A 23,805-nucleotide genomic window follows, 5' to 3' on the forward strand; every position below is an offset into this window, starting at 1 on the left:
TTTTCTGCTAAAATAAAAAAAGCCCTAAACAATATTATTTAGGGCTTTTATAATTGATTTAAGAGAGATAATTTACAATTCCAATGCTCTCTTAGGATTGTTATCCATCAATAATTCCATAGGGTTTTCTAAAGCTTCTTTTACAGCAACTAAGAACCCAACAGACTCACGACCATCAATAATTCGGTGATCATAAGAAAGTGCTACGTACATCATTGGGTGAATTTCCACTTGACCATTTACCGCAATTGGACGCTCGATAATGTTATGCATTCCCAAGATTCCAGATTGTGGAGGATTGATAATTGGTGTAGATAACATACTTCCGAAAACACCACCATTTGTAATGGTAAATGTACCGCCTGTCATGTCATCAACGGTAATTTGCCCGTCACGAGCACGAATAGCCAAACGTTTGATTTCAGCTTCAACACCACGGAAAGTCAATAATTCTGCATTTCTAACTACTGGAACCATCAATCCTTTTGGGCCAGAAACTGCAATCGAAATATCAGCAAAATCGTAAGCTACTTTATAATCGCCATCCATCATCGAGTTTACGTCTGGGAACAGCTGCAATGCTCTAGTTACCGCTTTGGTAAAGAAAGACATATAACCCAATCCAACACCATTATGTTTGGCTTTGAATGCATCTTTATATTGATTACGAATATTGTTTATAGGAGTCATATTAACTTCATTGAATGTAGTTAACATAGCCGTTTCATTTTTAGCAGCAACTAAACGTTCTGCTACTTTACGACGCAACATAGATAATTTTGTACGTTCTGAACCACGTGAACCACCCGTTGGTGTTCCCATAGAAGGCACCGCATTTACAGCATCTTCAGTAGTGATTCTTCCAGCCTTTCCTGTTCCAACAACATCAGATGTTTGTATGTTTTTTTCGTCTAATATTTTTCTTGCTGCAGGCGAAGGTGTTTGTGCAGCATAAGTTTTTTGCTTCGCCTGTTCGCTAGCGCTCGAGTCAGCTACTGGAGCAACTTTTGGTGCTTCTGTTTTAACCTCAGCTTTTGGCGTTTCTACAACGGGTTTAACTTCAGCAACTGGAGCCGAACCAGATGGTTTTACAGCAGATGTATCTATTAAACATACGACTGCACCAACTGCAACTGCATCACCTTCTTCCGCTTTTAGCGTAATAATTCCGCTAGCTTCTGCTGGTAATTCTAATGTGGCTTTGTCCGAATCAACTTCAGCAATGGCTTGGTCTTTTTCTACATAATCGCCATCTTTTACTAACCAAGTTGCGATTTCAACTTCTTTGATTGATTCCCCTGGTGATGGGACTTTCATTTCTAAAATCATTGTATATTTATTTTAAATGATGAATTTTTATTTTAAACTATTGAAACAAATCTTTGTCAAAAACCATTCTTATCGCATCAGCATGACGGCGTTTTGCTCTTGTATAACTTCCTGCTGCAGGTGCTGCATATGCTTTTAGGGATGCCAATCTCCATTTTATGAAATCGAAATTCATTAACATAAAACTGTAAGCCCCCATGTTTTTAGGTTCTTCCTGCGCCCAAACATAATCGTTTGCGTTAGGATAACTTGCTACAATAGCTTTTAGTTGCTCGATTGGCAATGGAAACATTTGTTCTATTCTAACGACTGCAACATCGTTTCTTTTTAGATTTTCTCTTTCGGCAGTGATGTCGTAATAGAATTTTCCAGTACAAAAAACCAATGTTTTTACTTCTGATTTTTTTACTGAAATATCGTCGATTGTTTCTTGAAATTGACCATTTGCGATTTCGTCTTGCGTAGATACGCATCTTGGATCACGAAGCAAACTTTTAGGTGTAAAAACAACTAATGGTTTGCGATATTTTGTAAGCATTTGTCTTCTCAATAAATGGAAGAAATTGGCTGGTGTTGTACAATCGGCAACCACCATATTGTGGCGTGCACAAAGTTGCAAATAACGTTCCATTCTTCCTGACGAATGCTCTGCTCCTTGCCCTTCGTATCCGTGTGGTAACAATAAAACAATACCGTTTTGGTTGTTCCACTTGTCTTCACCACACGAAATATATTGGTCTATCATAATTTGTGCGCCATTACTGAAATCGCCAAATTGTGCTTCCCAAATAGTCAAAGCATTCGGATTAGCGAGTGCATAACCATAATCGAATCCTAAAACTCCGTATTCTGAAAGGTGTGAATTGAAAATATTGAATTTTCCTTTTTTCCCTTTTATATCATTTAATAAAATAACTTCTTCTTCAGAATCTTCTACTTTTACAACAGCGTGACGGTGCGAAAACGTTCCTCTTTCTACATCTTGTCCAGAAATACGAACATCATAACCTTCAGTTAGAAGTGAGCCATAGGCTAATGTTTCGGCAGTTCCCCAATCGATAGTATTGTTGTCGTACATTGTTTTTCTATCGTTAACAATTTTAGAAATTTTATTGATAAATTTCTTGTCCGATGGCAATGTTGAAACAGTTTCAATAATAGAATTTAATGTGTTTTTATCAAATTTAGTATCAACCTTTTGAAGCATTACATCGTCAGAAACTTGTACAAATCCAGTCCATTCATTTTGCATAAATGGCGTAATTACTGTCAATGATTTCTTGCGAGAAGCTTCTAGATTGTCATCTAAATCTTGCTTGTATAGTGTTTCTAATTCTTTTACAAAATTACCATCGATGATGTTTTGTGCCAATAATTTCTCAGCATAAATATCACGTGGATTTTGGTGTTTTGCAATGATTTTATATAATAATGGTTGTGTAAATCGAGGTTCATCTCCTTCATTATGACCGTATTTTCTGTATCCTAATAAATCGATAAAAACGTCACGACCAAATTGCATTCTGAAATCTAAAGCAAAAAGCATAGCATGTACAACAGCTTCAGCATCATCAGCATTTACGTGTAATACGGGTGATAATGTTACTTTTGCCACATCGGTACAATAAGTTGAAGATCTTGCATCATGATAATTTGTTGTAAAACCTACTTGATTATTGATAACAATATGTATGGTTCCTCCAGTTTTGTAACCATCTAGTTGCGCCATCTGGATAATCTCATACAATATTCCTTGTCCTGCAATTGCAGCATCACCATGAACGGCAATAGGCAATACTTTGGAAAAATCATTAGGAAAATATTTGTCTTGTTTGGCACGAGTAATTCCTTCGATAACCGCTCCAACCGTTTCAAGATGTGAAGGATTTGGCGCTAAATTGATATTTATATTTTTTCCTGAACGTGTTTTTCTGTCAGATGTTAATCCCAAATGGTATTTTACATCACCATCAAAATATTCTTGATCGTAATCTTTACCGTCAAATTCTGAGAATATATCTTGAGTTGATTTTCTGAAAATATTGGCTAAAACATTCAAACGACCACGGTGTGCCATTCCCATTACAAATTTTTCGACACCTTTATCAGCAGCAGCTTCAATAAGTGCATCTAAACCAGCAATTATAGTTTCTCCACCTTCTAATGAAAATCGTTTTTGACCTACATATTTGGTATGTAAAAAGTTTTCGAAAGAAACTGCTTCATTTAATTTTTCAAGGATAATTTTCTTTTCTTCGTTATTAAAATTTGGAAGATTATCATTGATGTTTAACTTATCCTGAATCCACTGAATAACTTCAGGATTTCTCATATACATGTATTCGATACCAATATGTTGGCAATACACATTTTTTAGATGAACAATTATTTCTTGTAAAGTTGATGGTTGGTGTCCTAGTATTTTAGCGGCATCAAAGACGGTACTCAAATCGGCATCAGAAAGACCAAAATCTGATAATTCTAATGTTGGTGTATAATGTCTTCGTTCACGAACTGGATTGGTTTGGGTAAATAAATGACCTCGAGTTCTATAACCATCAATTAATTTCAGAACATTAAATTCTTTAAGAATTTTATCAGAAACTTTACCATTATCTACATTCGCTACAGCGATATTAGACATTTGTGAAACAACATTTTCTTCGTTGTATGTTGTCATTCCAAAATCAAAACCTTGAAAAAAACTTCTCCAAGAAGGCTCTATGCTATCTGGATTTTCAAGATATTGATCGTATAATTGTGCGAAAAATTCAGTGTGAGCTGCGTTTAAAAAAGAAAACCTATCCATATTGTCTATTAAATGAACATTATATTAAATCTGTAGCAAAAATATAACATTTACAACAAATACATTCTGTTTTTTTATACTTTTATGCTGTAATAATTAACGCATTTGCAATATGATTTTTAAAAGCTTTAAAAACACCTCAAGAATCTATTTAATTTTAGGTTTGTTTACTTTTAGTTTAAGCGGTTTTTGTCAGGATTCAACTAGTGTTAAGAAAAAAAGTGAGTTTTGGAAAAAAGTCCAAATTGGAGGAGGTTTGGGACTTAATGTGGGTGGAGGTTTTACAGATATTACTGTTGCTCCAAGCGCTATTTATAATGTAAATGATTATGTTTCTTTAGGTGTAGGTGTTCAAGGAAGTTATGTCTCTATAAAGAATAATTATAATTCGTTTATTTACGGCGGAAGTTTGATAGGATTAGTTAATCCGATTGAGCAAATTCAATTTTCGATAGAGTTGGAACAACTAAGAGTAAACAATACTTATGAAGCAATACCAAATTTGATAAAAAATAGTTTTTGGAATACAGGATTATTTCTCGGTGCAGGATATAGAACTAATAATGTAACAATTGGGGCGCGTTATAATGTTTTGTATAACGAAAATGATGATGTGTATGCTAATGCATTCATGCCATTTATTAGGGTTTATTTTTAATGATTAATTAATGTTATAAAATGAAATTTAAGCATTTCACTTTGTTAAATTCGCATAAAATAATTTACATTAAAAAATGAAAAAAGTTTGTAGTTACTTCCTTCTCCTCTTATGTGTTCAATCATTTTCTCAAAATTCTATTTTACAATCTGGTCCAATGGTTGGTTATTGCGAGATGAAAGAAGCTGTTATTTGGTTACAAACAAAAAAGGATGCATCCGTTAAAATTGAATATTTTACGATTGATAAACCTTCGGAAGTTTTTTTCTCAGATAATTACACAACAACTAAAACCGATGGTTATACTTACCACATAGTTTTAGATAAACTACAACCTGGGAAAAAATATAAATACAATGTTTTTATTGATAATAAAAAACAAGTATTGCCTTATGAAACTTCATTTTCTTCAAAAAAACTATGGGAATGGCGTGAAGATACTCCCGATTTTACAGTAGCTTTTGGTAGTTGTAATTATGTGAATGAACCAGAAGTTGATCGACCAGGAAAAGGTTATGGAAGTAACCACGAGATTTTTGGAGCAATTGCTAATAAAAATCCAGACATTATGATTTGGGGAGGAGATAATATGTATTTGCGTGAGGTAGATTGGGATAGTAAAACCGGAATCTATTATCGAAATACTCATTCTCGTTCTATAAAAGAAATTCAGCCTTTGCTGGCAAAAACTCAAAACTTTGCCATTTGGGACGATCATGATTTTGGTAATAATGATAGTGATCGAAGTTTTTACAACAAGTATATAACTCAAAAGGCCTTTCGAGATTTTTGGGCAAATAAAATGTATGGTTCAGATTCAAGTCAAGCCGAAGGTACCTATTCGACTTTCAATTGGGGAGATGCACAGTTTTTTATGCTTGATGATCGATTTTTTCGCTCTCCAAATGACCGAATTACAGGAGACCATACCATGTTAGGAACAATTCAGTTTAATTGGTTGATAGATGCATTGTCTGCATCAAAAGCTAGTTTTAAAATTATTGTTATTGGCGGACAAGTTCTCAATTCGATTGGAGATTCAGAAAATTATGGACATTATCCAGAAGAAAAAGCCAAACTTTTAAAAGAACTTTTAGATAATAAAATAAAAGGTGTTTTATTTTTAACAGGCGATAGGCATTATGCCGAATTAGCAGAAATGGATAGAGAAAATACTTATCCGTTGTATGATTGGACAGTTTCTCCTTTTACATCTGGTGTTGCAAAAGAACGTGAAACTAATCCTTTAAAAGTTCAAGGCAGTACATTTTTTAAACACAATTTTGGTTTAATCTCATTTTCTGGTAACAAAGAAAATCGCCAAATGAAATTAACTTTATTTGATAAAGATGGCGTTGAGCTATGGAATAAAGTGATTTTAAAAAAGGAATTAGAATAATTTTAATATTTATTCCTAAACCAAACCTTCATCCATTCTCGTTTTAAGACTAGAAATGCCACTTGAGCAGAAAGTTCCGAAATATCTGAACCGTCAAGTTTCTTAATTTGATCTTCGGAAACATCTATGATGTATAGTAAATTAAGGTATTCGGCAAATTTGTATTGAATTAATCTATAAATTTTTTCGTGCAATTGTATTTTTAACTCTTCAGGAGTTGTACTCATCGGGAAATCTATTGCTTCATTTGCTAAATTAAAATCTTTGTTAATTTGTTCGATCAATTTTAGATATAAATTCTCTGTTTCCGCTTCAGAAAGTAATAAATCGGTCGATATAGGAGTTATATAATTAGACATTTCTACTCATTAGATTTTCACCAAAAACCCTTAACATCATCTTTTTTTCATTAGAGATGTTCATTTTTTCTAAAGTTTCAAAAGCTTTAAAAGTGTAGTCTTGAATTGCTTCTTGGGTTGCCTCTGATGCTTTAGTCTGATTAAAAATTTCTTTTACAGAAGCTATTTTATCTGTATTATCCGAAGGTTGAATAGAAAATAAATGTAACAATTGTTCTTTTTCTTCAGTCTGAGAAAATTCTATTGCTTTAAGATACAAATACGTTTTTTTGTTCTCGATAATATCACCACCTACTTGTTTTCCAAAAGTTTCTGGATCGCCAAAAGCATCTAAATAATCATCTTGCAATTGAAAAGCAATACCTAAATTAAGACCAAAATTATAAATTAGATTGGCATTTTCTTCAGAAGTTTCTGCTACAATTGCTCCCATTTTCATGGCTGCACCAACTAAAACTGCGGTTTTATATTCAATCATTTTTAAGTATTCCGCAATAGTAACGTCATCACGAGTTTCAAAATCCACATCATATTGTTGTCCTTCGCAAACTTCGAGAGCAGTTTTGCTAAATAATTTTGCTAAATCACGAAAAATCTTTGGTTCATATTCTTCAAAATGTTGGTAAGCCAGAATTAGCATCGCATCTCCTGACAAAATTCCTGTATTAATGTTCCATTTTTCATGAACCGTTTCGTTCCCACGTCGCAAAGGAGCATCGTCCATAATATCGTCATGAACTAATGAAAAATTATGAAAAACTTCAATAGCTGTAGCTGCTGCCAATGATTTTTGACAATCTACATCAAAAATTTCGGTTGCCATTAATGTCAAGATTGGACGCATCCGTTTTCCACCAAGAGATAAAATATATTCTATTGGTTTGTAAAGATTTTTAGGCTCCTTGGTTAAATGTAATTTCGAAAAATAATGAGAAATAAGTTCTTGATAATGAGAAATTGGGTGCATTAATTCTGAGTTTAGAGTTTAAAGTTTCAGGTTGTACAAAGTAACTCAAAAAAGTTTAAAATCTGAAACTTAAATATTTTTATGTTAAATAAATGTAAATACTTTGGAAACTATTGTAGTATTTAAAGTTTCCAATATATATTTGCATCAGAATTTAAAAAAATAAAAGAATGATAATTACACTAATTATAATTTCAGTATTTGTTGCCGTAGTTTACCTGTTTATTCAACAAGATCAATTTGGGAAAAGGCCAAGTGGTAATAGATTAGAATTAATAAAAAAATCTCCTAATTATAAGAATGGGACATTTCAAAACCTTAGTCATACTCCAGATTTAACAGAAGGAGCATCTTTTTACTCGGTAATGAAAGAGTTTTTATTTAATAAAAATGAATTCAAAAAACCAAACCAAATTATCCCATCCACAAAAACCAATTTACTAGAACTAGATCCATTAGAAAACTTAGTTATCTGGTTTGGACATTCGTCTTATTTTATGCAAGTTGATGGTAAAAAGATATTAGTTGATCCTGTTCTCAGTGGTTCAGCCTCTCCACTTTCCTTTACAAATAGAGCATTTAGCGGAACTGATGTTTATACAACAGATGATTTTCCTGAAATAGACTACCTTTTTATTTCGCACGATCATTGGGATCATCTAGATTACAAAACTATTATTAAGCTTAAACCAAAAATCAGAACAGTTATTTGCGGATTAGGAACTGGAGCTCATTTTGAACATTGGGGTTTCAATAGCGATTCAATAATCGAAAAAGATTGGAATGAAACTATTATACTTGAAGATGGTTTTGAGGTAAATACTGTACCTGCAAGACATTTTTCGGGTAGAAGTTTTATTAGAAACAAAGCACTTTGGACCTCTTTTGTATTGCAAACACCAACATCAAAATTATTTATAGGCGGAGATAGTGGTTATGACAGTCATTTTATTGAAATAGGAAAACAATTTGGACCATTTGATTTGGCTTTTTTAGAAAACGGACAGTACGATAAAAGTTGGAAATATATTCACATGACTCCAAAGGAAGTTGTTCAAGCAGCTATTGATTTAAATGCTAAAGCATTATTCCCGGTGCATTCATCAAAATTTGTATTAGCCAATCACGACTGGAATGAGCCTTTGAAGACAATAAACGAATTAGTAAAAGCTACCAATATTCATTTGATTACTCCAATTATAGGTGAAAAAACGATACTAAACGAAAAAAAAGTATTTCCAAAATGGTGGGAATTTTCTAATCAAGTAGTTCACGAATCAATTTAAACTAAAATTTAAAAAATAATAATTATGACATTAGCACATTGGACTATAGATTCTCGTCAATCAGATGTTATTCTTAGAGCCAGACATTCAGTAATTGCTTATTTAGCAAGTTCAATAAATAAGTTTAAGGGTTCTATTAATGTAAAAAATGATGCTTTAGAAGATGCATCAGTAGAATTTGAAATTGATATAAATCACAAAAGTGGAAGACTAGAAAAAATTGAAACCAACTTTCGATTAAAAGATTTGTTTGATACAACTCAGAATCCAATCATCAGTTTTAAATCGACTTCATTTGAGAAAGTGAATGCTAATATCAATTTTATAAAAGGATATTTAACTATAAATAACATTACAAAAATCGTAGAGCTTGATGCTGTGTTAATTGATTTACAAACTTATAATGGTACTTCAAAAGCAATATTTGAAGTTGTTGGAAAAATAAATCGCAAAGATTTCGGATTGTCATACAATTCATTTAGTGAACCTAACAGAATGACGATTGGGCAAGAAATTACTATAAATGCCAATTTAGAATTTCTAAGTAAAATGAACTAATGTTAAATTTATGTAAATACTAAGGAAACTATTTTGGTATTTAAAGTTTCCATATTACATTTGCATTCGAAATATTAAATTCTGTTGAATTAACAGACTCAAAAAATAAATTCAAAAAAATGAAAGAGAAAATCATCAAAAAAGCAACAGATATGTTCTTGAAACTAGGTTTCAAAAGCGTTACTATGGATGATATTGCTTGTGAAATGTGTATTTCTAAAAAAACAATTTATAAATATTTTAGTAATAAAGAAAAGCTTATCGAAGAAGGTACAGAAGTGATTCATCAAAAAATTCATACCCTTATGGATGAAGTAGTTGCTAGAAATTATAATGCCATTGAAGAAAACTTTGAGATGCGTGAAATGTTTAAGGAAATGTTCCAATCGTTTGACCATTCACCAGCTTATCAACTAAAAAAACATTACCCAGAAATTTATGAAAAAATGATCGCTAATGAAATAGAAGACTGTAATTATATGTTTACTCAAAATGTATTAAAAGGAATCAAACAAGGACTTTACAGACCTGAAACTGAAGTTGAAATAGCAGCTCGTTTTTACTACACGCTTATTTTTTCAATAAATGAAAATACACAATTAGAGAGTGAAGCTTATAAAATTGAAGGTAAAGCATTAGAATATCATACAAGAGCTATTGGAACTAGCGAAGGAATTAAAGAACTAGAAAAACAATTATCAATCCATTTATTATAACAAATATGAAAAACACAAAACTTTTATTGCTTTTGTTTTTTGCAATTTCGGTTTATTCACAAGATGATAAACCACTTACATTAAAAGACGCCATAAACTATGCACTTGAAAACAAATCCGATGCTAAAAAAGCAAAGCTTAAAGTTGAAAACAGCGAATATCAAATTCAGGAAGTTCGATCAAGAGCATTACCTCAAATATCTGCTAATGGGAATTTAACTTACAATCCAGTAATTCAATCAACATTTATCGATGCTAGTGCTTTTGGCGGAGAACCAGGAACAGTTATAAAAGCTCAATTTGGTCAAGCTTGGAGTTCAACCGCTGGTTTGTCGCTAACTCAAAATTTGTTTGATCAATCAATTTTTACAGGATTAAAAGCAGCAAAATCTACCCGAGAGTTTTATCAGATTAATCAGCAATTAACAGAAGAACAAGTAATCGAAAGAGTTGCAAATGCCTATTATCAAGTATATGTGCAACGTCAAAAACTAATCGTAATAGATACTACTTTCAAAAACACTTCAAAAGTTAAAGAAATAATCAAAGTTCAATTTGACAATGGTTTGGCTAAGAAAATTGACTTGAATAGGATTTTGGTTAAGCTTTCTAACATTAGCACACAACGTCAGCAAATTGCAAATGCTATCAAACTTCAAGAAAATGCATTAAAATTTTATATTGGAATGCCAATGGAAACCAAAATAAACTTTCCAACGACAACTTTTGAAGTAACACCTCAAGTACTTTCTGAAGCTCTAAATACTGAAAATAGAACAGAATATTTGCTTTTGAAAAAAAACGAGCAACTTTTAGACTATCAAAAAAAATCAATAATTGCTGGTTATTATCCAACTTTATCACTTAATGGAAACTACAATTTTATTGGTCAAGGAAAAAAGATGCCGTTAGGTGCACTTCCGTCAGATGGTGTTTATTGGACTAATTTTTCTTCAATTGGATTAAATTTAAGAGTTCCAATATTTACCGGATTTGGAACACGTGCTAAAGTTAGACAAGCTGAAGTGGAATTAAAGAAAATTAAAGAAGATTTAGCCGATACTAAATTAGGTTTAGATATGGCTTACGAAAATGCAAAACTTCAAATTGATAATAGCTTAGAAACTATCAAATCTCAAAAAGAAAATGCAACGTTAGCTCAAGAAGTTCTTGACAACACTAAAAATAATTATTATCAAGGTTTAGCATCTTTAACCGATTTATTAGATTCTGAAAATGCACTAACCGAAGCTCAAAACAACTATACTTCTGCTTTATTAGATTACAAATTAGCAGAAATTCAATTAATAAAATCAAAAGGCGAATTAAAAACATTAACTAAATAAAAACATGAAAAAGAATATAATCACAACCCTAGTAATTGTTGGTGCAATAGTTTTAATAGCTTTTGTATTAATGAAAAACAAAAGAGAAAATCAAGCTAAAATTGATGTTGTTGCTGAAAAAAATGCGGCCGTTTCCGTAAAGATTGATACCGTAAAAACAGAAAATATTTCTTTAGACTTTAGTGCTAATGGAAATTTTGAACCCGCACAAGAATTATCATTTACATCTGAAAAATCAGGAAAAGTCATCAAAGTTTTAGTAAAAGAAGGAGATGTTGTTCATGTTGGACAAACGCTTGCAATTCTAAGAAGCGATGCTATAAACGTTAACAATCAAACAGCAAACGCAAGCTATCAAACAGCCTTAACGGACTACAATCGATATGAAAATGCTTATAAAACAGGTGGTGTAACTAAACAACAATTGGATCAAGCTAAAATGCAATTAGTAAATGCAAAAGCAAATTTAAGCCAAGCAAATATTAACCTTGGTGATACTAATGTGAAAGCAACTATAAACGGTATTATTAATAAAAGATATATCGAGCCAGGTTCATATGTTTCTACTATGCCAGCAATTACATTGTTTGATATTGTAAATGTTTCAAAATTGAAATTAACAGTAACCGTAAACGAAACTCAAGTAGCAAATTTAAAAGTTGGAACTACAACTAAAGTGACTTCAAGCGTATATCCAGATAAATCATTTTCTGGAAAAATTACCTTCATTGCTCCAAAAGCTGATAGTAGTTTGAGTTTTCCTGTAGAAATTGAAATTTCAAACAATGCTTCAAATGATTTAAGAGCTGGAATGTACGGAACTGCAGAGTTTTCTTCTAATAAACAAAAACAAAGCTTAATGATAGTTCCTAGAATTGCTTTTGTAGGAAGTGTAAGTAGCAATCAAGTTTTTGTGATTGAAAAAGGAGTTGCAAAATTAAAAACTGTAACTGCTGGAAGAATTTTGGGTGATAAAGTTGAAATTTTAAAAGGATTATCCAATGGTGAAACTGTAATTACAACAGGTCAAATTAACCTACAAGACGGAAACCCAGTAGAAGTTATCAAATAATTTCATTGCTCAAACAAATAGATAAAAAAATATGAAAATAGCAGAAATATCCATAAAACGTCCCTCATTAGTTATTGTGCTTTTCACAATACTAATACTCGGTGGAATCTTCAGTTACAAGCAACTAGGCTATGAACTAATTCCGAAATTTAGTACAAATGTAATCACTGTTTCAACAATATATCCAGGAGCTTCTCCAAGTGAAATTGAAAACACTGTTACTAAAAAAATTGAAGATGCAATCGCTTCTCTAGAAAACATCAAGAAGATAGATTCCAAGTCTTACGAAAGTCTTTCTATCGTTTCTATCACATTGACATCTAATGCGAATGTAGATATTTCTATGAACGATGCACAGCGAAAAATAAATGCAATTCTGAATGATTTACCAAAAGATGCTAAAGCGCCGTCACTAAATAAATTTTCTTTAAGTGATTTACCAATTATTACTCTTGGTGCTAATGGTAAAATGGACGAAGCCTCATTTTATGATTTAATTGACAAAAAAGTAGCTCCAGTTCTTTCTCGTGTACAAGGTGTCGCACAAGTAAATATTATTGGTGGTCAAGAACGTGAAATTCAAGTAAATCTTGATGCTAAGAAAATGCAAGGTTATGGTTTATCCGTTCCACAAGTGCAACAAATTATTTTATCATCCAATTTGGATTTTCCAACGGGTAATATTCAAACTCGTGAGCAAAAAATATTAATTCGTTTAGCGGGTAAATACAAAAGTGTTGACGAATTACGAAATTTAGTAGTTTCGTCACAAAACGGAATTCAAGTTCGCTTACAAGACATTGCTGATGTTCAGGATTCTCAAAAAATTGCAGATAAAATTGCTCGTATAGATCAAAAAAATGCTATTGTATTACAAATTGTAAAACAATCAGATGCTAATGCAGTAGCTGTGAGTGAATTGATAGCTAAAACAGTAAAAAAACTAGAAGAAGATTATAAAATAAATGGTTTAAAACTAGAAACTGCTAAAGACAGTACTGTTTTCACTTTAGAAGCAGCTGATTCTGTACTTCATGATTTATTAATTGCAGTATTATTAGTTGCTTTTGTAATGTTATTTTTCTTGCACAGTATAAGAAATTCATTAATTGTAATGGTTTCTATTCCAGCATCATTAATAGCAACTTTTATTGGGATTTACTTATTAGGATATACTTTAAACTTAATGAGTTTACTTGGATTATCATTGGTTGTTGGTATTCTGGTAGATGATGCGATTGTAGTTCTTGAAAATATTTACCGACACATGGAAATGGGTAAAAACCGTGTTCGTGCTGCTTATGAAGGAACTGCCGAAATTGGTGGAACTGTAACTTCGATTACATTGGTAATTGTAGTAGTATTTTTACCAATTGCCATGAGTTCTGGATTGGTATCTAACATTATTACGCAATTTTGTACGACTGTTGTAATTTCTACTTTATTATCATTATTAGCTTCATTTACTATAATTCCGTGGTTGTCTTCTCGTTTCGGAAAACTAGAACATATCGAAGGTAAAAATCTATTCGGAAGAGTTATTCTTGGATTTGAAAGCTATTTAACTCGTTTTATCAACTGGATTTCTGGTTTATTAACATGGTGTTTAGATCATTATAAAACTACATTGGCAATTGTTTTATTTATATTTTTTAGTTCTATTGCTTTAATTCCAGCAGGCTTTATTGGGGGTGAGTTTTTTGCTTCTTCAGATAGTGGTGAGTTTTTAGTTCAAATAGAAATGCCGAAAGATGCTTCGATAGAACAAACGAATTTTATGACGCAAAAAGCAGAAGCTTACTTGAAAAATCAAAAGTATGTTAAAAGTCAAATTACAACTGTTGGACAAACTAGTTCAGGAATGGGTGCGTCTCAATCGACTGCATACAAATCGGAGATTGATGTAAAAATGATTGATCAAGCAAGTAGAACTGATGATGCTTCAGTTTATGCTGCAAGAATAAAAAGACAATTAGAAAAAGTATTGGTTGGTTCTAAAGTTAAAACCGTTCCAGTAGGTATTTTAGGAACTGCGGAAGATGCAAAATTAGGATTAATTGTTACGGGTCCAAATTTGGAAAGTGCCATGAAATTTGCTAAATTAGCAGAAGACGAATTACGAAAAATTCCTGGAACTACCGAAATTAAATTAACTGTTGAAGATGGAAGTCCAGAAATCGATGTTAAAGTAGATCGTGATAAAATGTCTTCATTAGGATTAACGCTTCAAACAGTTGGTATGACTATGCAAACAGCTTACAGCGGAAATACTGATGGTAAATTTAGAGCCGGTGAAAATGAATATGACATCAACATTAAATACAATGCTTTTGACAGAAAAAATATTACAGATGTTGGTAATTTGATTTTCATAAATAGTCAAGGACAACAAATTAAATTGTCTCAATTTGCTGCCATTACTCAAGGTTCTGGTCCAAGTCAATTGGAACGTAGAGATAAAACAGCTTCGGTAACTGTACAAGGTCAAAATGTTGGAGTACCAGCAGGTACGATTGTAACACAATGGCAAGAAAAACTTGATAAGTTGCAAAAACCAACTGGAGTAAATTATATTTGGGGTGGAGATCAAGAAAATCAAAGTGAAGGTTTTGGTACGTTAGGAATTGCTTTATTAGCAGCTATCATATTAGTTTACCTTGTTATGGTTGGATTATATGACAGTTTTGCGCATCCATTTGTAGTATTATTTGCTATTCCACTTTCGTTTATTGGTGCGATGCTAGCTCTAGCATTAACGAATAATACCTTGAACATCTTTACCATTTTAGGTATTATTATGCTTATTGGATTGGTTTGTAAAAACGCAATTATGTTAGTAGATTATACCAATCAACGAAGAAAAGCAGGTGAAACTATTAGAACAGCTTTAATTCAAGCCAATCACGCTCGTTTACGTCCAATTTTGATGACAACAATTGCAATGGTTTTTGGAATGTTTCCAATTGCATTAGCGTCGGGAGCTGGTGCCGAATGGAAAAATGGATTGGCTTGGGTAATTATTGGTGGATTAATATCCTCATTATTTTTAACCTTGATTATTGTTCCTGTAATTTATGAAATAATGGAAAAAATAATTGCTAAACTCTCTAAAGGTGAAAAAGTAGATTATGAAGCAGAAATGGTTGCAGATTATGTCCATAAAGAATTAAGTGAAGATGGATTTAATCCAAAGCACAATCATTAAAATGAATTATATTTTATTTAGTAAAATGAATAAAATTATCAATGAAACGCAATTTCGTCGAACATAATAAACACTTAAGCGATTTCTGTAGGAAGAAATCGCTTTTTTGTTTTAAAATCGTTTATTTGTTATAAAATTACTCAGTAATGAGATGAGAAATAATTGATAGATAATGGTGTAAAATTATTAGAAACAATTTTAATGATAAAATACTTTTTAAAAAAATGGAGAGCTGTCCTAAATATAGGGCGTAAAGATAATTTGCACTATCTAGAAAAACAGCGCATAGCAACTTTAAATGCTATTTCTTTATTAATAATTTTTGGAAGTATTTTTATAACAATTATTTATTGCTCATTAAATTTTGACAATCGTTTTATAGGATTAATTATTTTACCCGTAGCACTGAGTGTTTTGTTTTGTAATTATAAAAAGAAATACAAAATAGCTCCTAATGTTGCTTTAGTTGGATTTATAATTGTGATTACAATTTGGGCTTTTTATACCAGAAGGACTGGCGCTCAATTGCTTTATATCGCTCTAGCTAGTGGTAGTGTTTCGGTTTCTAGGCAAAGAAAAATTGCTCATATTATTATGATAGCTTGTTCTATATTATTTTTTGTCTACATATATTATGATTCTGTAACTCCTTTTGTACCCAATCCCAGAATAAATTATTTTATTATAAATGCTATTCTAGCTTATACGACAGCTGGAATGATATTTTTTCAAGCGATGGTAAATTTTGATATCAGTTTGTCTATTTCAAAAAAAATGGATAAAAATTTTGAAAAACTAAACACATCACTCAAAAGCCAAAAAGAAACAGACGAAAAACTAAAAACAGTAAATGGTGAACTATCAGATTTTAATAAAAAACTAGACTACTTGGTCAAAAAATCTAGTGAAGAGTTGTATTCTTATCAGATGGCAATAAACGATAATTTAAGTTCTGTTATTACTGATTTTACTGGAAAAATTTTAAAAATAAATGATTTATATCTCGAAAAAACTGGCTATACTAGAGAAGAGCTTGTGGGAGAAAACATAGATGTTTTAAAATCAGATTATCACGATGATTCATTTTACAAGCAAATAGCTATAACCATTACTTCAGGTCAGGTTTGGAGAGGTGAATCGAAGATTAAGACCAAAGATGGAAGCGATTTCTGGATTTCTTCTTCAATACTTCCTATTAAGGATTTTGAAGGTAGAATCACCAAATTCTTAACCATTTCAGCTAATGTTACAGATAAAAAAATAGCAGAAGAAAAAGAGAAAAATGCGATAGCCAAATTATCTAAAAGCGAAAAAAGGTTTAGTTTATTGTTAGAAAATCAAACCGATTTAATAGTTATTACAGACAAACAAGGAAATAGGAAATATGTAAATAAAGCTTTTTGTGATTTTTTCGGAAAGGACAAAGATTATTTTAGAGGAACTAACTATAGAACTTTACAACCTGATAATGTTGATAAATTTTATTTAAAAGTATTCGATTCTATATCATATGAAAATCCAAAAATCACTATAGTTCTTCTCAGAGAAAATGCGTTGGGACAAAAAAGATGGATAAAATGGGATGAAATTGCTTTTTTTGATACAAACAAAGAAGTAATCGAAATACTTTCTATAGGACATGATATTACCGAAATGAAAGAAAATGAGTTTCAAAATGCTAATTATATTGCTCAATTTGAAGAATTAGCATTTAAAAATTCACACCATTTTAGAAAACCTTTAAGTAATATTATTGGAGTTATAGATTTAATAGACGACAATACGAGTAAAGATCAAACAAATGAATTGCTAAGTATAATAAAAAATGAAATAAACGATTTAGATTCCTCTTCGCAAGAGCTGTCTAATTTTATAAATACACATTCTAAAAACAGTAAGCATCAGCAAGAAATTTTTAATTTAGATTTTATCGAAGCAAAATTAAAACATTTAAAATGGAGATATAGAATACGACATTTTCTTGATGGAGAAGGTAGTCTAACTAAGAGTCAAGCGATTTCTCATCATGACTGCGATTTTGGGAAATGGTATTATAGTAAGGGCAAAGAAAAATATGGTCAGATGGAGTCTGTGCAAAAAATCGAATTACAACATGAAAAACTACATCATTTAGTTAGGAAAATTTTAGAGTTAAAATCAGAAGGAAAAACAGATGAATCTGAGATAAAATATAATGAACTAGTAGCTACATCCGACAAAATAATAATATTGCTAGACGAATCAGAACAAGCCATAAATAACGAAAACGCCTCAACTTATAGTTAAGACGTTTTGCATTTGGGTTGGTTTTTTGGTTTTATAGTGGAGAATATCGGATTCGAACCGACCACCTCTTGCCTGCCAGGCAAGCGCTCTAGCCAAATGAGCTAATCCCCCAATATTTTCCCAAATATATTGTTTTTATCTAATAATTTATACTTTTGTGAAAAATAAAAGATGCAAGATATTACTATAAAAATTACCGACCGTGAAGGGACAAAACATGAAGTACAAGCGCCAACTGACATGAATCTTAATATTATGGAGTTAGTAAGAATGTATGAACTTGCTCCAGAAGGAACTATTGGTATATGTGGAGGTATGGCTATGTGTGCTTCTTGCCAATGTTATGTGTTGAATGACGTTATATTGCCGGAAAAAGGAGACGATGAAGAGGCAATGCTCTCTGAAGCGTTTAATGTAAAACAAAATAGCAGACTGGGTTGCCAAATTCATATTACAGAAGAGTTAGAAGGATTAGAGATAGAATTGGCTCCTGAATCTTAAGTTTTATTATAATCACTCAGTTTCTGCGGACTTTCTAAATATTCTTTAACAATTTGCAGAATACCATTATCCGTAGTGTCAATAAACCACTTTATTAAGGCAATATCCCCGTTTTCAATTTCAATTCCTGTAATGCTTCTTGGGTGAACACAACTACCATCGTTAAAAAAATTTAGTTCATTTTCTTGTGGTTTAGGAAAATGTGGTCGGTGCGTGTGTCCAACAATAGTGATGAGGTTTTTGTTATTAGCAATCCATTTTTTTATTCTTCGTTCTACTTTTACAAGTTCTGTGTAGTTTTTTGCCGGACTGGTAGGGTCTTTTATACCCCAAATTTGTAAAGGTTTCCATAAAATTCGAACAAAAAAACGATTTATTTGCCAACCCATATAATTCATAAAATCTGCTTGATGGCCATGAGTTAAGAAGATTTCTTGTTCTGTTTTAGTATTTTCAAGCACAATTCCTTCGTGGAATTCAAGATTTGGCATCAACGGAAGTTTCTTCCCTTCTTTAACATCAAAATAATCAGAAAAATTCTTTTTTACAACTGCGGGGTTTCTATAAACCATGTCATGATTGCCATAAATCATATATAATTTGTTAGTATTGTAATATTTCTGAAGTTGTAAATAAACACTTTTGTTGGCTTCAAAAATATCTTTAAAAAATAAGTTTTCCCATAATTCGTCGCCATCTCCAAGCTCGATATAAGTATAATCATTTTCAAAATAATATTTTAATGCGTGTTGATATATGTTTCGGTTATTTGCAAAATCATCTGCAAAGCTTCCATCTCCACGATGACAATCGGAAAAGAAAATAAATTTTGATGAATCGTCAAAAGAGATTCTTTTTGCTTCTTTGTAAGCTCTAGTTAACCGATCTTGAGATGAAAACATATTGTGAAAATGAGTTAAATCAAATCAAAGATAATTTTTTTAGGGTAATTTGTTCTTCTATTGCATCCCAAAGGCCTATTCTTTTTTTAAGGGCTAAAACAGAAACTTCTTCAACTTCTTTCCATTTTTCGTTATTATTTCCACACAATTCTGTAATCATTTGCATAGCCATTGGTCCATGTTCGTCTGCATCTAACTCGATATGTCTTTCAAAATAATAGATTAGTTTTGACAAATCTGTTTCAGGGAAATTAATTTTAAAATTTTTAAGGATTTCGGTAAACATTGATGGAATAAGATCTTCTCTTCCAAAAGTAAAAGCCGCAGCAATTTTGTGTGGTTTTCCTTCTCCAATTATTCTGAAAGTAAAATCTAAGAAAGATTTGATATTAGCGTGTAAATCGCTTGTTTCTATTGAAGCAAAAATATCATTTGTTAGTGCAACATTTTCTAAAAAAGATTCAATTTGTAATGTGTTAGCGCTACAAGAATTCATGGCATCAATATACATTTCGAAATGACTTTGTCTTTTTCCGTCTAATGAAATGTCGGTTTCTTCGGCTAAAACAATTTCATTTATTAAATAACGAATTTCAGGATTTTTTGTTGCAAACCAAGGAGTTGTGGTGCAAGTTAATTTTGATTGTAATGCCTTTAGCAGAGACATAAAATCCCAAACAGCGTAAACATGTGTTTCAAGAAAACAATGAAGATCATTTATATTTTGTATTTGCTGATATAAAGGATGTTGTAGTAAAATGTTTTTTTGAGGTTCGATAACTTGATTAACATTTTGAATAGTCATAAATATGTAATTTTATTTTTTTAAAAAATAATAGGCACTTTATTTGTAATAAATATACCTTCAATAAAGCGAGTGTCTTTTTCTATTTCTAGATATTCTTCAGTTGATAATCTTTCCTTAAAAAATGTTTTTTTTAAATCTAAAACCAATTCAAATTCAAATTTATCTTTTTCATCTAGATAATATTCTAAATCATCTTCTTTAAAATAACGTTCTTTGTTCCAAGAAGTTTTTATAATAAAGTTTCTTATTTCTTTTGGTTTTAAAGTGATTTTAGATTCAAGTAAACGGTGGTTTTCTATAATCCATGCATCATCAGTACTTTTTCCTCCATTTTTTTTGTAATTATCTATGATAACTTTGTTTTTTGCTCGAAACTCTTCAACAAATTCTTTAATTAACTCTTTGGCTCTTGGAGAGTTGTAATCGTTAAATCCTTGCAATTTTGTTTCCCAATCTATGCCATTTTTTTCAAAAAAAGGACCGTCAAGGGGTGTAAAAACTTCATTGTGGTATATTTTATAAATTGGAAATAAAGTCATCGAACTCGCTGCATTTGCTATCAAAGTATTGGGTGCAAGAAAGAAAGAAATCGAACTATCAGATAGATTTTCTATATGGTAATTGATGCTGTAAACTCTCTTTTTGGGATTTGAATCATCTGAAGTGATTGAATCAATTTTTGCATTAATAACTTTGTTTTGAGAAAAAACAGAAAGTGAAAGCAGAAAGAGTAAGACTGATATTTTTTTCATTTAAAACTTATAATAATTTTATAAAACCATCAAATTACAACCTCGAATATCGGAATTATCAAAACGGCCTAAAACCTCAAACGTATTGTTTTTGTATTTTTTACCCAAATCTTGTGTGGCAATAAAAGCACAAGAATTAATATTGGCTAAATCGATCACGTTAATTCCACCCGTTTTTTCGCTTTCTATATAAGTTAAGGCATCTTCGGTGTCACGAACTAGTATTTGCATCCAATTTGGACATTCAAACACGCCGTCTCCAAGAGAATAAGCTTGAGATAGTAATTCAGTCATTCCGTACTCAGAATGTATCGCATTTACTCCAAAACCATTGCAAAGTTGCTCGTGTAATTCTTCGCGAATCATTTCTTTTCTTTTTCCTTTCATACCACCAGTTTCCATGATAATGGTATTTTTTAGATTAAATTTTTGTTTTTCGACCAAATCTAACAAAGCATAAGTAACACCAATCAGAATGACATTTTGTCCTGTATTGTCTAAAGCGATAAGCTTTTGAATTAATTCCTCGTGATTGTGAAGGTAAAAACCACTATCAGGATTATGGGTTAGTTTTATTAAATCATCAATCATATAAATTAGAGAAGATCCTTCTCGCTCTAAATAGGATGGAAGTAGAGCCAAAACCACATAATCTTCTATGTTTCCGTAAAACTGAGAAAAGGCGTTGCGATAACTGTCTTCATATAGAGAAACATTTGTAACTAAATGCTTACTATTAATCATTCCTGTCGTTCCACTACTGGTAAAAGTAGCTTCAATAGTTTCTCTAGAACTTAAAACGGCATGGGATTTAAAAAACTGTATAGGCAAGAAAGGAATGTCTTCAATTCTTTTTACATTGGTTTTATCTTTGTTTAAAAGACTACAAAACTGATTGTACACTTCGTTATTGTCGTATTGAAAACGAAATAGTTTCAGGGAAATTTTATCAAACTCTTTTTTAGAATCGATGTTGAATATGTCAGAAGGGGTAAACAATTAATTTTTTTTGTAAAAGTAAGGAAATAAAAAAAGTCCCACAATGTAGGACTTCAAGATTTGTTTGTGATATATTAATTTATTGAAAATTCTTTTGTTTCCGTTTTTTCATTTTCAACAATTTTAATGGTGTATGCTCCTTTTTTGAATTTCGAAAGGTATATAGGGGAGCCAATAGTTGAAGTGGTAAAAACCTTTCTTCCTTTTTTATTAAAGAAAGAAATTTTCTTCATAGTATACATATCGGAAATTATATAAATATGTTTTCCATGTTTTTGAGAATCATAACTTACAATCTTTAACCCTGAAATAGAATCGCTTTCGGAAGAAGGTTCTTTAATTATTTCGTTGTTACAAAATGTTTCAATTGTAGTCTTAGGATTTTCATTTATATAGTTTTCTGGGTTAGTAGTATTCGCTATAGAATTAAGACTTAGTAATAATAATAAATAAATAGTTTTCATCTCGTTGTTTTTTTAATGATTTAATTTCAAGACAAAATTAGCGTGATGTCTATTGGCAAAACAATATAATCGTTAACGGTATTGCTTTTTTCGACAAAATGTATTAAATGCTTAATAATAAGGAATTAAGCCCTGTTTTCTTCTAACTAAATTTAGTGATGTGAATATCATTAATTTTGTTCCTTTTTATAATTGAAAAATGGTTGTTTGTATAAGAAATGGTAGAGAGAATTAATTCTTGTTAATATTACTTGGTATAATTGCATAAAAAAAGCTCCAACAAAGTTGGAGCTTTTTAATATATTTTAAAATTCTAATTACTCGATAACTAACTTTCTAGTAGCTGTTTTTCCCTCTTCAGTAACTTTTACTACATAAACACCAGTAGTTAAACCAGCAATGTTTATTGGCGAATTAGTAACATTTGCAGAAAGAACTTGAGCTCCTAACACATTATATATTTCTACATTTTTAACTTCAAAACTATCTGAACTAATATTCAAGTTGTTTTTAGCTGGATTTGGATAGATTTTTAATCCTGAAATATTTCCAAAGTCTTTTGTTGATAATGCTACTGGAGTTACATCTGCCCAAGTTTGTCCAATTCTAATCTCATCCATTTCAACTTTCGGAGTTGTTGCCGTATTTCTTAAAAACACTGATGCAAAAGCCGTAATTGCTCCCGTTCCTGAATTATTGCTTACCGATCCCGCTGGTTCTGTACTACCGAAGCTTACAGAAGAAGGATTTACCCATAAGCTAACTGCTGTTGGCGAAGCTGCTCTGTCATATTTTATAACAACTAGATAGGTTGTTCCAAAAGTTAAATCAGTAGCGAAATCTGTAAACGTTGGCGTCCCTCCAGATGTATTCTGAATGCTTAATCTGTAGTTAGCGCCAGCATTTGTTGAATAAGCTCCAAGTCTAGCTCCCAAAGTAGTTACACCAGTACCAGCAGTAGCTCCAATTCCTGTAAAATAGTTAGGAGTTGTTGTGCTTAACTGAGTGTTGTCAATAACATTAATTAAAAGAGAATAATAGACCGTAGTTGCAGAAGTAGTGATAGCTCTGTTAATATCTCTAGGTACAGCTGTGTTATTTCCGGGTAATAAAATTCTATTTCCTGTAGAAGATAAAAGACCAGTGTAAGATAAATTACCTGACAACACATCAATAGTTCCTGCATTACCAGCGGTATTACTATGAGTTAACCAGTTGTTTGATCCAACACCATCATTAGCAGTAGTTAAATTTCCTCCTACAAAGCCTGGAACAGTATAATTAAAATCTTCATTTAAAATGTTTTGTCCAAAAGACAAAGTTGTAGCTATTAAAGCTCCTAATAAGTAAATTTTTTTCATTTTTTTCATTTTTTAATTTGGACTACAA

At 31.4% G+C, this 23,805-nt stretch carries 20 protein-coding genes and 1 tRNA gene; 10 read left to right on the plus strand and 11 right to left on the minus strand.

Features of this window, described 5'->3' with window-relative positions; genetic code table 11:
• Positions 1 to 72: 72 nt before the first annotated feature.
• Together odhB and ABI549_RS01385 are read right to left on the minus strand one after the other, a co-directional pair.
• Positions 73 to 1,329, minus strand: a complete 1,257-nt coding sequence (gene odhB, locus ABI549_RS01380; RefSeq protein WP_348074653.1) for a 2-oxoglutarate dehydrogenase complex dihydrolipoyllysine-residue succinyltransferase — start codon at positions 1,327 to 1,329, stop codon at positions 73 to 75.
• Positions 1,330 to 1,366: 37 nt separating this feature from the next.
• Positions 1,367 to 4,138, minus strand: coding sequence for a 2-oxoglutarate dehydrogenase E1 component (locus ABI549_RS01385; protein WP_348074654.1), 2,772 nt, complete (start codon positions 4,136 to 4,138; stop codon positions 1,367 to 1,369).
• A gap of 112 nt (positions 4,139 to 4,250) precedes the next feature.
• On the opposite strand from ABI549_RS01385, the gene ABI549_RS01390 reads away from it, so the two are divergent.
• Positions 4,251 to 4,796 (plus strand): hypothetical protein, encoded by a 546-nt coding sequence (locus ABI549_RS01390; RefSeq protein ID WP_348074655.1) that lies wholly within the window; start codon positions 4,251 to 4,253, stop codon positions 4,794 to 4,796.
• A 76-nt stretch (positions 4,797 to 4,872) separates the two neighbouring features.
• Positions 4,873 to 6,195, plus strand: a complete 1,323-nt coding sequence (locus ABI549_RS01395; protein ID WP_348074656.1) for an alkaline phosphatase D family protein — start codon at positions 4,873 to 4,875, stop codon at positions 6,193 to 6,195.
• 2 nt (positions 6,196 to 6,197) lie between these two features.
• Here the strand turns inward: ABI549_RS01395 and ABI549_RS01400 are convergent, their stop codons facing one another.
• Positions 6,198 to 6,554 carry a hypothetical protein gene (locus tag ABI549_RS01400; RefSeq protein ID WP_348074657.1) on the minus strand — a complete coding sequence of 119 codons (357 nt, stop codon included), beginning with the start codon at positions 6,552 to 6,554 and terminating at the stop codon, positions 6,198 to 6,200.
• Positions 6,547 to 7,521 carry a polyprenyl synthetase family protein gene (locus ABI549_RS01405; RefSeq protein WP_348074658.1) on the minus strand — a complete coding sequence of 325 codons (975 nt, stop codon included), beginning with the start codon at positions 7,519 to 7,521 and terminating at the stop codon, positions 6,547 to 6,549. Before ABI549_RS01405 ends, ABI549_RS01400 begins: the two co-directional genes overlap by 8 nt.
• A 170-nt stretch (positions 7,522 to 7,691) precedes the next feature.
• Between ABI549_RS01405 and ABI549_RS01410 the strand changes: the two genes are divergently transcribed.
• From ABI549_RS01410 to ABI549_RS01440, 7 genes are all read left to right on the plus strand, one after another.
• Positions 7,692 to 8,807: an MBL fold metallo-hydrolase gene (locus tag ABI549_RS01410; protein ID WP_348074659.1), complete on the plus strand. Its 1,116-nt coding sequence runs from the start codon at positions 7,692 to 7,694 to the stop codon at positions 8,805 to 8,807.
• 24 nt (positions 8,808 to 8,831) lie between these two features.
• Entirely contained in the window at positions 8,832 to 9,365 is a 534-nt protein-coding gene (locus ABI549_RS01415) for a YceI family protein (protein ID WP_348074660.1), read from the plus strand.
• Between the two features lie 119 nt (positions 9,366 to 9,484).
• A complete protein-coding gene (locus ABI549_RS01420) occupies positions 9,485 to 10,081 on the plus strand; it encodes a TetR/AcrR family transcriptional regulator (protein ID WP_348074661.1) in 597 nt (198 codons plus the stop codon).
• A gap of 5 nt (positions 10,082 to 10,086) precedes the next feature.
• Entirely contained in the window at positions 10,087 to 11,427 is a 1,341-nt protein-coding gene (locus ABI549_RS01425; protein WP_348074662.1) for a TolC family protein, read from the plus strand.
• 4 nt (positions 11,428 to 11,431) lie between these two features.
• Positions 11,432 to 12,499, plus strand: coding sequence for an efflux RND transporter periplasmic adaptor subunit (locus ABI549_RS01430; protein WP_348074663.1), 1,068 nt, complete (start codon positions 11,432 to 11,434; stop codon positions 12,497 to 12,499).
• Between the two features lie 31 nt (positions 12,500 to 12,530).
• Entirely contained in the window at positions 12,531 to 15,704 is a 3,174-nt protein-coding gene (locus tag ABI549_RS01435; protein WP_348074664.1) for an efflux RND transporter permease subunit, read from the plus strand.
• Between the two features lie 201 nt (positions 15,705 to 15,905).
• Positions 15,906 to 17,990, plus strand: coding sequence for a PAS domain S-box protein (locus tag ABI549_RS01440; protein WP_348074665.1), 2,085 nt, complete (start codon positions 15,906 to 15,908; stop codon positions 17,988 to 17,990).
• A gap of 37 nt (positions 17,991 to 18,027) precedes the next feature.
• Here ABI549_RS01440 and ABI549_RS01445 read toward each other — a convergent pair.
• Positions 18,028 to 18,101 (minus strand) — tRNA-Ala (locus ABI549_RS01445).
• A 60-nt stretch (positions 18,102 to 18,161) separates the two neighbouring features.
• On the opposite strand from ABI549_RS01445, the gene ABI549_RS01450 reads away from it, so the two are divergent.
• The gene (locus ABI549_RS01450) at positions 18,162 to 18,491 is read left to right on the plus strand and encodes a ferredoxin (protein ID WP_348074666.1); all 330 of its coding nucleotides are present in this window, start codon (positions 18,162 to 18,164) and stop codon (positions 18,489 to 18,491) included.
• Here ABI549_RS01450 and ABI549_RS01455 read toward each other — a convergent pair.
• From ABI549_RS01455 to ABI549_RS01480, 6 genes are all read right to left on the minus strand, one after another.
• Complete coding sequence (locus ABI549_RS01455) at positions 18,488 to 19,393, minus strand: metallophosphoesterase (RefSeq protein ID WP_348074667.1); 906 nt, start codon at positions 19,391 to 19,393, stop codon at positions 18,488 to 18,490. The genes ABI549_RS01450 and ABI549_RS01455 overlap by 4 nt on opposite strands.
• A 19-nt stretch (positions 19,394 to 19,412) precedes the next feature.
• A complete protein-coding gene (locus tag ABI549_RS01460; protein WP_348074668.1) occupies positions 19,413 to 20,198 on the minus strand; it encodes a DUF3050 domain-containing protein in 786 nt (261 codons plus the stop codon).
• A 20-nt stretch (positions 20,199 to 20,218) separates the two neighbouring features.
• Complete coding sequence (locus tag ABI549_RS01465; RefSeq protein WP_348074669.1) at positions 20,219 to 20,953, minus strand: hypothetical protein; 735 nt, start codon at positions 20,951 to 20,953, stop codon at positions 20,219 to 20,221.
• Between the two features lie 18 nt (positions 20,954 to 20,971).
• Positions 20,972 to 21,952, minus strand: coding sequence for an acyl transferase (locus ABI549_RS01470; protein ID WP_348074670.1), 981 nt, complete (start codon positions 21,950 to 21,952; stop codon positions 20,972 to 20,974).
• 74 nt (positions 21,953 to 22,026) lie between these two features.
• A complete protein-coding gene (locus ABI549_RS01475; protein WP_348074671.1) occupies positions 22,027 to 22,416 on the minus strand; it encodes a hypothetical protein in 390 nt (129 codons plus the stop codon).
• 317 nt (positions 22,417 to 22,733) lie between these two features.
• Positions 22,734 to 23,777 carry a T9SS type A sorting domain-containing protein gene (locus ABI549_RS01480; RefSeq protein ID WP_348074672.1) on the minus strand — a complete coding sequence of 348 codons (1,044 nt, stop codon included), beginning with the start codon at positions 23,775 to 23,777 and terminating at the stop codon, positions 22,734 to 22,736.
• Between the last annotated feature and the right edge of the window lie 28 nt (positions 23,778 to 23,805).

Source organism: Flavobacterium sp. (genome assembly GCF_039932285.1).
Taxonomy (GTDB): domain Bacteria; phylum Bacteroidota; class Bacteroidia; order Flavobacteriales; family Flavobacteriaceae; genus Flavobacterium.